Annotated in this window: 11 protein-coding genes; 6 read left to right on the top strand and 5 right to left on the bottom strand. The window is 60.5% G+C overall.

The window, feature by feature from the left end:
- Positions 1–34: 34 nt before the first annotated feature.
- Positions 35–1240, top strand: a complete 1206-nt coding sequence (locus BG455_RS10035; protein ID WP_071469850.1) for an META domain-containing protein — start codon at positions 35–37, stop codon at positions 1238–1240.
- Positions 1241–1257: 17 nt separating this feature from the next.
- On the opposite strand, the gene BG455_RS10030 is transcribed toward BG455_RS10035, so the two are convergent.
- Positions 1258–1728 (bottom strand): Lrp/AsnC family transcriptional regulator, encoded by a 471-nt coding sequence (locus tag BG455_RS10030; protein WP_071469849.1) that lies wholly within the window; start codon positions 1726–1728, stop codon positions 1258–1260.
- A 115-nt stretch (positions 1729–1843) separates the two neighbouring features.
- Between BG455_RS10030 and putA the strand changes: the two genes are divergently transcribed.
- Complete coding sequence (putA, locus tag BG455_RS10025) at positions 1844–5308, top strand: bifunctional proline dehydrogenase/L-glutamate gamma-semialdehyde dehydrogenase PutA (protein ID WP_071469848.1); 3465 nt, start codon at positions 1844–1846, stop codon at positions 5306–5308.
- Positions 5309–5386: 78 nt separating this feature from the next.
- On the opposite strand, the gene ispG is transcribed toward putA, so the two are convergent.
- The 4 genes from ispG to BG455_RS10005 form a co-directional block, all read right to left on the bottom strand.
- Positions 5387–6511, bottom strand: coding sequence for a flavodoxin-dependent (E)-4-hydroxy-3-methylbut-2-enyl-diphosphate synthase (gene ispG / locus BG455_RS10020; RefSeq protein WP_071469847.1), 1125 nt, complete (start codon positions 6509–6511; stop codon positions 5387–5389).
- A gap of 166 nt (positions 6512–6677) precedes the next feature.
- The gene (locus BG455_RS10015; RefSeq protein WP_245735520.1) at positions 6678–7802 is read right to left on the bottom strand and encodes a helix-turn-helix domain-containing protein; all 1125 of its coding nucleotides are present in this window, start codon (positions 7800–7802) and stop codon (positions 6678–6680) included.
- A gap of 228 nt (positions 7803–8030) precedes the next feature.
- On the bottom strand, positions 8031–9254 hold the full coding sequence (gene hemA, locus BG455_RS10010; protein WP_071469846.1) for a 5-aminolevulinate synthase: 1224 nt from the start codon (positions 9252–9254) through the stop codon (positions 8031–8033).
- A 179-nt stretch (positions 9255–9433) separates the two neighbouring features.
- Positions 9434–9835: a hypothetical protein gene (locus BG455_RS10005; protein ID WP_143079910.1), complete on the bottom strand. Its 402-nt coding sequence runs from the start codon at positions 9833–9835 to the stop codon at positions 9434–9436.
- Between the two features lie 122 nt (positions 9836–9957).
- Between BG455_RS10005 and BG455_RS10000 the strand changes: the two genes are divergently transcribed.
- The 4 genes from BG455_RS10000 (at position 9958) to BG455_RS09985 (ending at position 13881) form a co-directional block, all read left to right on the top strand.
- Positions 9958–11343 carry a dipeptidase gene (locus BG455_RS10000; RefSeq protein ID WP_071469844.1) on the top strand — a complete coding sequence of 462 codons (1386 nt, stop codon included), beginning with the start codon at positions 9958–9960 and terminating at the stop codon, positions 11341–11343.
- 5 nt (positions 11344–11348) lie between these two features.
- Positions 11349–12530, top strand: a complete 1182-nt coding sequence (locus BG455_RS09995) for a cytochrome P450 (RefSeq protein WP_071469843.1) — start codon at positions 11349–11351, stop codon at positions 12528–12530.
- A 96-nt stretch (positions 12531–12626) separates the two neighbouring features.
- Entirely contained in the window at positions 12627–13598 is a 972-nt protein-coding gene (gene cobS, locus BG455_RS09990; protein WP_071469842.1) for a cobaltochelatase subunit CobS, read from the top strand.
- 148 nt (positions 13599–13746) lie between these two features.
- Positions 13747–13881, top strand: a complete 135-nt coding sequence (locus BG455_RS09985; protein ID WP_071469841.1) for an entericidin A/B family lipoprotein — start codon at positions 13747–13749, stop codon at positions 13879–13881.
- Positions 13882–13915 lie beyond the last annotated feature (34 nt).

Here is a 13915-nt window from a genome sequence, read left to right as displayed (position 1 = left end):
TATCCCGAGTGTCATATGACTGACGGAGTCCCTGATGCGCCTTGCCTTTGCCTTTCTTTCCATCATCAGCCTTCTCGCCTCTCCTGCGCTGTCGCGCGAGGGGGCGGTCACGCTGACATGGGCAGAGGCTGTGGCCAAAGGGGCCGAGGCGCTGCTGCTGATCCGCACGGAAGATGGCGCGAGCAGCGTATCGCTGCGCAGCCCTGTTTCAGATGGCAGCACGACACTTGCGATGGATTTGCCGCCCCTGCCGCGCACTGCCCAGACCATGCAGGCCGGGTTGATCGTGGATGGATCGGTGGTTTTGCAAAGTGCGATTGCGCATATCGCAGACCGTACCGCGCCTGACCTGCGCCTTGCGCTGCATCCCAACCTTGCAATCGGATTTAGCGATCTTTGGGATTGCGATGATGGGCAAGTGTTGGGGGTTACGCGGCAGGGCTATACGCTAGATATGCTGCGTGCAGGGGTGACAACCACCTTGTCAGGGCAACCGGACGATGCGCGTGCATTTGTCGCCGATGACGGCAGCGCACTGCGCTTTGCGGGCAATCAGGCAGAACTGGCCCTGAGTGGCCAGCCGGCAACCCTGTGCCGCCCAACGCTGTTCCGGCCCGTCTTGCCCGTCACCGCAACAGGACCAGCGCGAGAGTGGCAGATAGAACTGGGGCTGGAAACAGCCATGATCGACCTGCCGGGGCTGGAAGATGAAACCCTGTCCAGCGCAGGGCTTAGCCTGTTCGCCCCGCGCAGCGGGTTTATAGATATTCGCGCCACATCGCTGTCATTGCGCCTGACGCAAGCGCGGTGCATTCTGTCGGAGAATGGTCTGATCTATCCGATCGCGGCAGAGTTGGCCTTGCTTACCAGCGACACCACCCTTGCAGGATGTGCAGGCTCGCCGCTGGACCTGCTGTCTGGCGGCAGTTGGTATGTCACCAGCATTTTTGGCATAAATCTGGTCACGAATAGGCAAGACCTGACACTCCAGATAAGTGACGGGCAAATTTCCGGGCGTGGCACCTGCAACCGCTATGTGGGGCGCGCGCAGATTGACAGCGGGCGGCTGGCCTTTCGGGAACTGGGAACCACACGTCTGGCCTGCGCCGCCAATCTGCGCAATCTGGAATTGCGGTTTCTCGATGCCTTGGAAGCTGCCGACGGGTTTGACCTTAGCCGCGATGGCATGCTGATCTTGCGCGCAGGGCATATGCCCATCCTGACCGCCATTCGCCGCTAAGCCTGCCGGGGCAGGGCTTAGAACGCCGGTTGCGCCCCTGTTTCCTTGACCGCTTCCATCACCACATGGGTCGAGGTTGAGGTGATATGCGGCAATGCAGAGATATGTTCGGCCAAAACCCTGCGATAAGATGCAATATCGCGGCTGCGCACCTTCAGCAGATAGTCGAACGCGCCTGCAATCAGGTGGCATTCCTCAATCTCGGGCACCTTGCGCGCGGCGTCGTTAAAGGCGCGAAGTGCGGCCTCTCGCGTGTCGGACAGTTTGATTTCCACAAAGGCGATATGGGCCGCGTCAATCTGCTGGGGGTCGATCATCGCGCGGTATCCGGTGATGACCTGATACTCTTCCAACCGGCGCAAACGGGCCTGAGTGGGGGATTTTGTCAGCCCGATATGCCCTGCCAGTTCGGTCACGCTCATGCGGCCTTGCACCGCCAGAAGCCGCAGAATGGCATGGTCAAAGCTGTCAAGTTTGATTTGGGTCATTTGGCTAAATTATCTCGCTTATGAAGTCTTATTCACTGAATTAATCGCCAAATAAGGCTGAAAGCAATAGTATTTTCTGCCATCATCAGGGTTAATTCCTGTGAGAGGTGCCGCCATGCCATCTAAAACAAGCGCTGAATTGCCCGCCGCCATCACGCATCAGCTGTTGCGCGACGAAGCGTCCCAGACGGCGCGCGCCATCCGTGCCGCAGGGCTGGATGATGCCGCGCGCGAAGCCATCGCGGCAGCCGCGGCCAAGCTGGTGCAAGATATCCGCGCCAGCGACTCGCCCGGCTTGATGGAGGTGTTTCTGGCGGAATACGGCCTGTCCACGGAAGAAGGCATCGCCCTTATGTGTCTGGCAGAGGCGCTTTTGCGCGTGCCCGATGCTGCAACCATTGATGACCTGATCGAAGACAAGATCGCCCCGTCAGATTGGGGGCGGCATTTGGGCAAGTCGTCTTCCAGTCTGGTCAATGCCTCGACCTGGGCCTTGATGCTGACAGGCCGCGTGCTGGACGAACGCAGCACAAGCGCTGCACAGGTCTTGCGCGGGGCCGTGAAACGGATGGGCGAGCCGGTGATCCGTACCGCCGTGGGACGCGCCATGAAGGAAATGGGCCGCCAGTTCGTGCTGGGCGAGACGATCGACACGGCGATGACACGCGCGAAGCAGCTGGAAAGCCGCGGTTACTCCTATTCCTATGACATGCTGGGCGAGGCGGCGCGCACGATGGCAGATGCCAAGCGCTATCAGGTTGCCTATGCCAAGGCCATTCGCGCCATCGGTGCGCGCGCCAGCGGCAATGACATTCGCACCAATCCCGGCATTTCGGTCAAGCTGTCGGCGTTGCATCCGCGCTACGAGGTGGCACAAGCCGACCGCGTTATGGCCGAATTGGTGCCGCGTGTGCGCGAGCTTGCGCGGCTTGCAGCCGCCCTTGGGCTGGGCTTCAATATAGACGCGGAAGAGGCAGACCGCCTTGCCCTGTCCCTTGATGTGATTGGGGCAGTCCTTGCCGACCCTGCGCTGGAAGGTTGGGATGGCTTCGGCGTTGTGGTGCAGGCTTATGGCCCGCGCGCTGCCGATGTGATCGACTGGTTGCACGCGCAGGCCGAACGGCTGGACCGCAAGCTGATGGTGCGGCTGGTCAAGGGTGCCTATTGGGACACCGAAATCAAACGCGCGCAGGTTTTCGGGCTGGACGGGTTTCCGGTGCTGACCCAGAAACAGGCCACCGATGTGAATTACATCGCCTGTGCGCGGCAGTTGCTGGGCCTGCATTCCCGCCTCTACCCGCAATTTGCCACGCATAACGCCCACACCGTCGCGGCCGTGCTGCATATGGCGGGTGACATGGGTGTCAGCGCGCTGGATTATGAGTTTCAGCGCCTGCATGGCATGGGCGAGAAGCTGCATGATCTGGTGCTGACCCAGCAGGGCACACGCTGCCGCATCTATGCCCCTGTGGGCGCACATAAGGATTTGCTGGCCTATCTGGTGCGCCGCTTGCTGGAGAACGGGGCGAATTCATCCTTCGTCAACCAGATCGTCGATGAAGATGTACCCCCTGTCGAGGTTGCGGCCTGCCCCTTCGCGGCGCTGGAAAGGGTGCCACAAGGGCTGAACCCCAAAATCGCCACTGGTCCCGCCCTGTTTGGCACGGGGCGGCGCAATGCGCGCGGCTGGGATTTGAGTGACCAGCGCGACCTTGACGGGATCGAGGCGGCGCGCGCGCCCTATCGCGGCACCTGCTTTCAGGCCGCGCCCCTGATTGCGGGCAAGGTGACAGGTGTTGCGCCCTATAAGGCGCTGAACCCCGCCGACCCTGCCGATCTGGTGGGCGAGGTGACTTTCTCTGCCGATGCCGATGTGGAAACCGCCCTTGCTGCCGCCAGGCCCTGGGGGGCAGAGGTGGCGCAGCGTGCTCAGGTTTTGAACCGCGCCGCAGACCTGTATGAGGAGAATTTCGGCCAGATCTTCGCCGTTCTGGGGCGCGAGGCAGGCAAAAGCCAGCTTGATGCCGTGGGCGAATTGCGCGAGGCGGTGGATTTCCTGCGCTACTACGCGCTTCAGGCGCAAGGGCTGACAGCGCCCGCACGCGGGGTATTTGCCTGTATCAGCCCGTGGAACTTCCCGCTGGCCATTTTTACCGGCCAGATTGCGGGGGCATTGGCGGCAGGCAATGGTGTGCTGGCCAAACCGGCGGAACAAACGCCGCTGATCGCGCATCTGGCAACGCGGCTGTTGCACCAAGCAGGTGTGCCGCGCGATGTACTGCAACTCTTGCCCGGGGACGGGGCGACAGTGGGCGCGGCGCTGACCTCCGATGCGCGGGTGAATGGCGTGGCTTTCACCGGCTCGACCGACACTGCGCTGGTGATCCGGCGCGCGATGGCCGATCACATGGCCCCCGGCACGCCGTTGATCGCGGAAACCGGCGGGCTGAATGCCATGATCGTCGATAGCACCGCATTGCCGGAACAGGCGGTGCGCGATGTGCTGGCATCGAGCTTTCAATCTGCGGGCCAGCGCTGCTCGGCGCTGCGGTGCCTCTATGTGCAGGAAGATATTGCAGAGGAATTTTGCGCCATGCTGTTTGGCGCGATGGATGAATTGCGCCTTGGCAACCCTTGGGCGCTGGCCACCGATGTTGGCCCTGTCATTGATCTGGACGCGCGCGACCAGATTGCGGCCTATGTCGAAGCTGCCCGTGCTGAAGGGCGTGTGCTGCATGAGCTGACAGCGCCCGATGCTGGGGTCTTTGTGCCGCCGGTTGTCCTGTCTGTATCAGGCATAAGGGCACTGAAGCGCGAGGTGTTCGGGCCTGTGCTGCATCTGGCCACGTTCAAGGCGCAAGATCTGGACCGGGTGATCGCGGATGTGAATGCCACAGGCTACGGGCTGACATTCGGGCTGCATACCCGGATCGACAGCCGCGTGCAGCATGTGGTGGAACGGATCACAGTGGGCAATACCTATGTCAACCGCAACCAGATCGGGGCGATTGTGGGCAGCCAGCCCTTTGGCGGCGAAGGACTGTCAGGCACAGGGCCAAAAGCGGGCGGGCCGCATTACCTGACACGGTTTACGCGGCACATGGCGCCGCGCGCGCCGGAACGCGTGGCACAGGCTTCATCCGGTGCATTGCGCAAGGCGCTTGCCAGTGCCACGCGGCCCAACCTGCCAGCGGTTCAGGAATTGCCCGGCCCAACGGGCGAGTCGAACCGCCTGCGCTTTGCGGCGCGCGCACCGATCCTGTGTCTGGGGCCGGGGAAGGACGCATTGGATGCACAGATCCGCGCCGTGCAGGCGCTGGGCGGGGCAGCGGCCATCCTCGATGGGTTGCCAGAGGGGCTGGATATGTTCGAGGGGTTTTCAGCAGTGCTGTTCTGGGGGCATGAAGATCAGGCGCGCGCGCTGGACCATATGCTGGCCCTGCGCGATGGGCCGATCCTGCCTTTGATCACGGATATGCCGGATGCGGGCCATGTGTTTTTGGAACGGCATTTATGTATCGACACGACCGCCTCGGGGGGGAATGCGCAGCTTCTGGCAGAGATTGGTAGCGCTGCGTGAGCGCTGTGCCGGACTTGATCCGGCACCTCTCGGCCAACCAAGAGATGCCGGATCAAGTCCGGCATTGCCGCGCGCGGATTATTCTGCCGCCTGTTCCTGACTGGCGTCAATCTCGGCTGCGCGCTTTTCCACCTGTTCGACAATATGCTCGACCATCTGCTCATTGCTGAGTTTGTGGCTTTGCTTGCCCGCCAGATACACCATGCCCGACCCCGCGCCACCGCCGGTAAAGCCCACATCGGTCATCAGCGCCTCGCCCGGACCATTGACCACACAGCCAATGATCGACAGGCTCATCGGTGTTTTGATATGCGCCAGACGCTCTTCCAGCAAGCTGACTGTCTTGATCACATCGAACCCCTGCCGCGCGCAGGACGGGCAGGAGATGATATTCACCCCGCGATGGCGCAGCCCCAGTGCCTTGAGGATTTCGTAGCCGATTTTCACTTCCTCGACCGGATCGGCGGAAAGGGACACGCGGATTGTGTCGCCAATGCCCATCCACAGCAGGTTTCCCAAACCGATGGCGGATTTCACTGTTCCCGACATCAGCCCGCCCGCCTCGGTAATGCCCAGATGGATCGGCGCATCGGTCGCCTCGGCCAGTCCCATATAGGCGGCAGCGGCAAGGAACACGTCCGAGGCTTTGACGCTGATCTTGAATTCGTGAAAGTCATTGTCTTGCAGGATGCGGATATGATCCAGACCGGATTCGATCATCGCATCGGGGCATGGCTCGCCATATTTCTCTAGCAGGTGCCGCTCCAGCGACCCGGCATTCACCCCGATGCGGATGGAACAGCCATGGTCGCGCGCGGCCTTGATGACCTCGCGCACGCGGCTTGCATCGCCAATATTGCCGGGGTTGATCCGCAGGCAGGCAGCACCCGCCTCGGCGGATTCAATCGCGCGTTTGTAATGGAAGTGAATATCGGCCACGATGGGCACAGGGCTTTCGCGGCACACTTCGCGCAACGCGCGGCTGGCATCGGTATCGGGGACCGAGACGCGCACGATATCCGCGCCCGCCTCTGCACAGGCCAGCACCTGCGCGATTGTGGCTTTCGCATCGCCCGAATCGGTGTTGGTCATGGTCTGCACCGAAATGGGCGCATCGCCGCCAACGGGAACAGAGCCAACCATAATCTGGCGCGACTTGCGCCGTGCAATATTGCGCCATGGGCGGATGTGGTTGTGATCCATCAGCGAATGATCCCTTGTCTGTGTCATCTGGAATGTAAGCCAAACCAGACACAGCGGCAATGGGGGCCGTGACCGGCGTTTTCACATCCGGCGGGACAGTGTGGCAGTGGGCGCATGAAAAAAGGCCACGCAACTGCGTGACCTTTCAAAGCGGTGCATCTGAATTTCAGTTTTCGACTTCGGCCACATTCACGAATTCGCGCAAGGCCTGATCATCGCTGAGGTCGGCCATGGTGAACCGCTCGGTCACTGCATCTGGTGACAGGGCGATCTGGTCTACCACCTGCGCGCCCGGCGCAGTTGGTCCAAAGGGCTGCCCATCGACCAACATATAGACCGACCCTGAATTTCCTGCCCGCAGGGTGGCAGGGCTTTCGGATTGCGGCACTTTAAACCGCTCGCCCGCGTCCAGCACTTTCTCAAACAGCACTGTGCCATTTGCGGCGCGCACGCGCACCCAGCTTGGGCGCACGGCCAGAATTTCTACTTCCGGCGGGCCGTCGCGTGTGACGCGGACAGCTTCGGGCGCAAGGCCTTCTGTTTGTGCATCGGCCAAGGCCAGTTCTATGGCAGATCTGATGCCAGTGTCATCTGTTGGCGCATCTTCCGCACGGGGGTTGATTGCGGCGATCGGCCCGTCACGCGACACGACAACAGGGGTGTCCAGCGCCTCTGGGCGGTAGTCACGGACAACGCCTTGCGCGTTGGAGGCTATGTTGGCGCGCGCTTCCCCCACACGCAGGGCGGGTTCTTCGGTCACGGCCATTCTGGGTGCTGCGCCAGACGTGACCGGATCGAGTTCCGACAAGACTGTTGGGGATTGATCCGCAGGCGCAAGATTTACCCGCTGCACTTCGCGCAGCACTGTCCAGCCCCCAAAGCCCAGCCCGATGATAAGAAACGCCATGACTGCGATTGACCCAAGCGCAACCGGATCAAGGCGTTGCCAGAACGGGTCTGGTTCCGCCGCCATTTTCGTTCTGGACAGCAACCCCTGCGAAAAATCGCCACTTGCAACCACAGGGTTGCCACCCCGGGGCAGTGTGGGCGCGCTGCGTTGAAGCTCGGACGAGATGGCAAAGCCGGTTTCGGCGCAGAATTTTGCATAGGACCAGTCAGGGTCCATCCCCAGATAGCGCGCATAGCTTCTGACATAACCCGCCACGAAGCTTGCCGCTTCGAAAGCGGACAGATCGCCTGCTTCGATGGCCGCTATATATGTGGCGCGTATGTGAAGCTCGCGCTGCACATCCAATAGAGATTTGCCCAGAGTTGCGCGTTCACCGCGCATCAAATCGCCTAGCCTAACTTCAAAATCATCAAATCCGACTGCCGCAGAATTATGTATGTGCGCGTCTTCTGATCTGGGTTTATTGCCAAACCATTTCATTGCCCGCCCCTTAGACCGCCTAGAGTTTCACCTGTACTCGAAAATAACAGCGGTGCGCAGCTTTTGAATCCGCTTCACCACACTTGGCACCATATAGGTTTTCACGACGATTTGAAGCTCTAAAGAAACTCAGGCAGAGATTTCGGCACGATTTAGCGCACAATGTGCCCAAAGGCCGTCCATAGCGCGCACAAGATCATCAATCATCGCCGGAGTGTGGACCGGCGAGGGGGTGAAGCGCAAGCGCTCGGTCCCGCGGGGCACTGTGGGGAAGTTGATGGGCTGCACATATATCCCGTGCCGTTCCAGCAACATGTCAGAGATCGCCTTGCAATGCACCGGATCACCCACATGCACAGGAACAATATGGCTGCCATGGTCGATAATTGGCAGGCCAAGCCCGCGCAGGCGCATTTTCAGAATGCGTGCGTGGTCTTGCTGCTTGTCGCGCAAATGTTGTGCGGTTTTCAGCAGGTCCACCGATGCCGCCGCGCCAGCCGCAATCGCAGGTGGCAGCGATGTGGTGAAAATGAACCCCGGCGCGTAAGAGCGGATGGCGTCGCACATTTTGGCAGATGCGGCGATATAGCCGCCCATGACGCCATAGGCTTTGGCCAGCGTTCCATTGATAATATCGATACGGTGCATCAGCCCGTCACGTTCGGCCACACCGGCCCCGCGTGGGCCATACATGCCTACGGCATGCACTTCGTCAATATAGGTCAGCGCGCCAAACTCATCCGCCGCATCGCAGATGTCCTTGATCGGACCAAAATCGCCATCCATCGAATAAATCGATTCGAATGCGATCAGCTTGGGGACGGCAGGGTCATCGGCGGCCAACAGCTCGCGCAGATGTGCGACATCGTTATGGCGGAATATCCGCTTGGCGCCGCCATTGCGGCGCACACCTTCGATCATCGAGGCGTGGTTAAGCGAATCGGAATAGATGATCAGGCCCGGAAACAGCTTTGGCAGCGTCGAGAGGGTGGCATCATTGGCGATATAGGCGGAGGTGAACACAAGCGCCGCTTCCTTGCCATGCAGATCAGCAAGCGAAGCTTCCAGCCGTTTGTGATACACAGTTGTGCCAGAGATGTTGCGCGTCCCGCCAGAGCCAGCGCCTGTGGCGTCTAACGCTTCATGCATCGCGGTCAGCACTGCGGGTTGCTGCCCCATGCCAAGGTAATCATTGCCACACCAAACCACGATGTCTTGTTTCGCACCATCAGGGCGCGTCCAGACGGCCTTTGGGAAATGGTCCTTGCGACGCTCGATATCAATGAAGGTGCGATAGCGGCCTTCTTCGTGCAGTCTGTTCAAAGCCGTGTCGAGCGCAGCAGTATATTCCAAAACCCTCTCCCTCGCAGATCAGCTGGGTATACATTCGTATTTATCGATCCATTGACCGAATGCAAAGCCTTTCGACCTCACAAACAAGACCTACTGTCGTCTGCCCTGTCTGACTTTGACTTAAATCAAACTGGCCCGACTGACAAAGGCCGCATTGCGTGGCCCTTCGTCGCATGTTCTCAGCGCGGCGCAACTTCCAGTGCGACCACGCAATCCGGCCCTGCCGCGCGTGCGGCATCGCAAGCTTCCAGTGCCGAGGCGCGCGCCGTCTCGATATCTTCCAAACCGGCAATCGCTATGGCCGAATCAACCGGAACGCCATCGCGCACGAACCCTTCGGCGGGGGCGATGGCAAGGGCGGCATAGCCAGCTCCCTCTGGCACGAACAGCGCCAGCGCATCCCGATTCTGCCCGACAAGGCGCAAGGTCATGATTTCTTCCTCGGACAGGAATGTATGTGCCAAGACGGTCACTTCGACCCCGTCCAGTTGGTACTGCTCTGTCTCTATGTCTTGCGCTGTGGCCAGAGATGCCGTTGCAAGCACCAGCCCCGCGGCCATTCCGATACTGTTAAATCGCATACATCCCACTCCCAAAAAGGCCAGTCCTGGCCCGCACTTGCATTGCGCCATAGCGTCAGGGCTGGACAGCCCCAAGCGCTCTGATACCTTCTGCGCCAAATCACTATAACCGGAGCGACAACATGACCGCAACCATCACGCCCGTGCTGGACCAGATTGATCAGGATTTACCCCAAGCGCTGGAGCGTCTTTCACAGTTGCTGCGTATCCCTTCCATCTCGACCGACCCTGCACATGCAGGCGATGTGGACCGCGCCGCCGATTGGCTGGTGACCGAACTGGGTAGCTTGGGATTCGTCGCGCGCAAGGACAAGACCAGCGGGCACCCGATGGTGGTGGCCGAAGGCGGCGCGGAAACTGGCCCGCACCTGTTGTTCTACGGCCATTACGATGTGCAACCCGTGGACCCGCTGGACCTGTGGGACACCGACCCGTTCGACCCGCAGATACAAGACACGCCAAAGGGCCGCGTCATCCGCGCACGCGGCGCGTCCGATGACAAGGGCCAGTTGATGACCTTTGTCGAGGCATGTCGCGCATGGCTGGCCGTGCATGGCAGCCTGCCGGTGAAACTGACCTTCTGTCTGGAAGGGGAAGAGGAAAGCGGCTCGCCCTCTCTCGTGCCCTATCTGGAAGCAAACCGCGACGCGCTGCGCGCCGATCTGGCGTTGATCTGCGACACCGGCCTGTTTGACGCGCAGACCCCCGGAATTACCACAATGCTGCGCGGGTTGCTGGGCGAGGAGATTGTCATTCACGGCCCCGCGCGCGATCTGCATTCGGGCAGCTTTGGCGGGGCGGCGATGAACCCCGCGCGGGTTCTGGCCCGCATTCTGGCCGATCTGCATGACGATGAGGGCCGCGTCACAGTGCCGGGCTTCTATGATGATGTGCCCGAAATCTCGGACGAGTTGCGCGCGCAATGGGACGGGCTGGGCTTTGACGCGGATGGGTTTCTGGGCGCTGTCGGGCTGAAACACCCCGCTGGCGAAAAGGGGCGCAGTGCGCTGGAAATGATCTGGGCGCGCCCGACATGCGAGATCAATGGCATGATTTCCGGCTATACCGGCGCAGGGTTCAAGACTGTGCTGCCCGCACGGGCTTCGGCCAAGGTCAGTTTCCGTCTGGTGGGCCAGCAAGACCCGCACACGCTGCGCGCCGCCTTCCGCGACTTCGTGCGCGCGCGGGTGCCTGCCGATTGTCGGGTCGAATTCCACGATCATGGCGCGTCGCCTGCATCTGTTATGGAAACCTCGCATCCCGCGTTCGAGGCGGCGCGCGCGGCGCTGACAGATGAATGGCCCAAACCCGCCGCCTTTGTGGGCGCGGGCGGGTCTATCCCCATTGCGGGATATTTCAAAACCATCCTTGGCATGGATTCCATGCTGATCGGCTTTGCAAAAGAAGATGACCAGATACATTCGCCAAATGAAAAGTATGATCTGGACAGCTTCCATCGCGGCATCCGGTCTTGGGCGCGGATTTTGGACGCAGTCTCAAAGGCGTGAGGGGGATGTCTCTGTCGCTGCCTGAATTCTCGCAAAACCCGCTTGATGCGGGTTTTGTGCAAGATCCGTACCCGGCCTATGACCGGATGCGCACGCTTGGGTCGTTGGTGTACTGGCAGGATTACAACATGCCCTGCGCGGTCAGCTATGCCGCTGCCAATGCCATTTTGCGCGACCGCCGCTTCGGGCGCATGCCGCTGGACCCGCCAGAAGTGCCTGCGCATCTGGCCCCGTTCTACGCGGTCGAGGCCCATTCCATGCTGGAGTTGGAACCACCGCGCCACACGCGGCTGCGCAGCCTTGTGCTGCGGGCATTCACCTCGCGCCGGATCGTGGCGCTGGCGCCCGAGATTTCGGCGCTGTCACATCAGTTGATCGACCAGTTCCCTGATGGCCCCTTCGATCTGCTGACCCGGTTTGCGCAGCCCTTGCCAGTCACGATCATCGCGCGGCTGTTGGGCGTGCCGGAAAATCTGGCCCCCGATCTGCTGCGCTGGTCGAATGCGATGGTGGGCATGTATCAGGCAGGCCGCACCCGCGCGGATGAGGACCGCGCCATCACCGCCACCACGGAATTTGTGGATTTCATGCGCGGCTATATTGCCGCCCGCCGCCAGACTCCGCGCGACGACCTGATCACCCATCTTATCGCCGCCGAGGAAGAGGGTGAGCGGTTAAGCACGGATGAGATGATTTCAACCTGCATCCTGCTGCTGAATGCAGGGCATGAGGCGACAGTCCACAGCATTGGCAATGCGGCCAAGACGCTGTTGCAGACCGGCCATTATGGACAAACGCCCATAACTGATGCGCTGGTCGAAGAGACTTTGCGTTATGACCCGCCGCTGCATCTGTTCACCCGCTGGGCCTATGAAGACATAGATGTGGTGGGCCATGTGATCCCGAAAGGCACCCGGATTGCCTGCCTTCTGGGGGCGGCAAATCGCTGCCCCAAACATTGGGACACGCCCCACCGCTTTGATGCGACACGCAGCGCCAAGGCGAATCTGGCCTTTGGGGCGGGGCTGCATTTCTGCCTTGGGGCACCCTTGGCGCGGCTGGAACTGGTGCATGCATTGGGCGCGCTTGCAGCGCGCCTGCCGGGGTTGAGTCTGGTACAGACCCCGCTTTATGCCGATATATACCATTTCCATGGGCTGAATTCTTTGATGGTTGAGGTCAAATAAGCCCTTTCCCTTGCACCTTGGCCGGATATGTTTCACATCTGGCACCACACAGCCCGACAGGGCACAGAGACATATTTTCAGGCGGGACGGGACAGTATGACGGCATCAGAAAAACCAACCGAAGAAATTTCGGTCCGGGATGTGTTCGGGGTAGATTCGGACATGAAGGTAAAGGGCTTTGCCGAAGCGACAGACCGCGTGCCGGCGCTTGACCCGACCTATAAGTTCGACCCTGACACCACACTCGCGATTCTGGCAGGCTTTGCCTATAATCGCCGCGTGATGATTCAGGGCTATCACGGCACAGGCAAATCCACCCATATCGAACAGGTTGCCGCACGGCTGAACTGGCCGTCAGTGCGGGTCAACCTTGACAGTCACATCAGCCGCATCGACATGATCGGCAAGGACGCGATCAAGCTGCGCGACGGCGCGCAGGTGACCGAGTTTCAGGAAGGCATTTTGCCTTGGGCGCTGCGCAACCCTGTGGCGATTGTGTTTGACGAATATGACGCGGGCCGCCCTGATGTGATGTTCGTCATCCAGCGCGTGCTGGAACATGACGGCAAGCTGACCCTGCTGGACCAGAACGAGATTATCACCCCGCACCCGTCCTTCCGCCTGTTTGCAACGGCAAACACTGTGGGCTTGGGGGACACCACGGGCCTGTATCACGGTGTGCAGCAGATCAACCAAGCGCAGATGGACCGCTGGTCGCTGGTGGCCACGCTGAATTACCTCAGCCATGATGCGGAAACCGCCATCGTTCTGTCAAAGAACCCAGCCTATAACACGGCCAAGGGGCGGCAAGAGATCAGCCAGATGGTAACTGTCGCGGATATGACGCGCACAGCCTTTATGAATGGGGACCTGTCCACAGTCATGTCGCCGCGCACGGTCATCAACTGGGCCGAGAATGCGCGCATCTTCCGGTCTGTCGGTTATGCGTTCCGGCTGTCTTTCCTGAACAAATGCGACGAATTGGAACGCCAGACCGTGGCCGAATTCTACCAGCGCTGCTTTGATGAGGAATTGCCGGAATCGGCTGTCAGCATGAGCCTTGGCTAAGATCGGCCGCTTGCCTGTAACCTGCCCTGCCGGTCATTTCCGGTGGGGCGGGGTGCGACTTGGCTGAATATTTGAAAACATTCCAGTTTTCATGCAACGAAATCAGCCCTGTCGCGTTGACTAGCGGTAGCAGACAGGAGCAACTGACATGACGATTTTTCGCAAAGCCTTGCCAATTCTGGGCGTGCTGGTCCTTGCCGCGTGCAACACCGTGGAAGGGGCAGGGCAGGATATGACGCGCGCAGGCGTTGCAATCCAGCAAGAAGCGCGCGCGGCGCAGTAATACTGTGGCACGGCCTTGGCCGTTGGCATGGCAA

Origin of the sequence: Roseinatronobacter thiooxidans, assembly GCF_001870675.1 — a bacterium.
Taxonomy (GTDB): Bacteria; Pseudomonadota; Alphaproteobacteria; order Rhodobacterales; family Rhodobacteraceae; genus Roseinatronobacter; species Roseinatronobacter thiooxidans.
The sequence above is the reverse complement of the archived record's forward strand: the minus strand, read 5'-3'. Positions and strand labels throughout refer to the sequence as shown.

Bases quoted from the DNA above. Each gene is read 5' to 3' on its own strand.
- BG455_RS10000 (WP_071469844.1), top strand. From the start codon at position 9,958: ATGACCGCAACCATCACGCCCGTGCTGGACCAGATTGATCAGGATTTA.
- ispG (WP_071469847.1), bottom strand. From the start codon at position 6,511: ATGGATCACAACCACATCCGCCCATGGCGCAATATTGCACGGCGCAAG.
- putA (WP_071469848.1), top strand. From the start codon at position 1,844: ATGCCATCTAAAACAAGCGCTGAATTGCCCGCCGCCATCACGCATCAG.
- BG455_RS09985 (WP_071469841.1), top strand. From the start codon at position 13,747: ATGACGATTTTTCGCAAAGCCTTGCCAATTCTGGGCGTGCTGGTCCTT.
- BG455_RS09995 (WP_071469843.1), top strand. From the start codon at position 11,349: ATGTCTCTGTCGCTGCCTGAATTCTCGCAAAACCCGCTTGATGCGGGT.
- BG455_RS10015 (WP_245735520.1), bottom strand. From the start codon at position 7,802: ATGCGCGGTGAACGCGCAACTCTGGGCAAATCTCTATTGGATGTGCAG.
- BG455_RS10035 (WP_071469850.1), top strand. From the start codon at position 35: ATGCGCCTTGCCTTTGCCTTTCTTTCCATCATCAGCCTTCTCGCCTCT.
- BG455_RS10030 (WP_071469849.1), bottom strand. From the start codon at position 1,728: ATGACCCAAATCAAACTTGACAGCTTTGACCATGCCATTCTGCGGCTT.
- BG455_RS10005 (WP_143079910.1), bottom strand. From the start codon at position 9,835: ATGCGATTTAACAGTATCGGAATGGCCGCGGGGCTGGTGCTTGCAACG.
- cobS (WP_071469842.1), top strand. From the start codon at position 12,627: ATGACGGCATCAGAAAAACCAACCGAAGAAATTTCGGTCCGGGATGTG.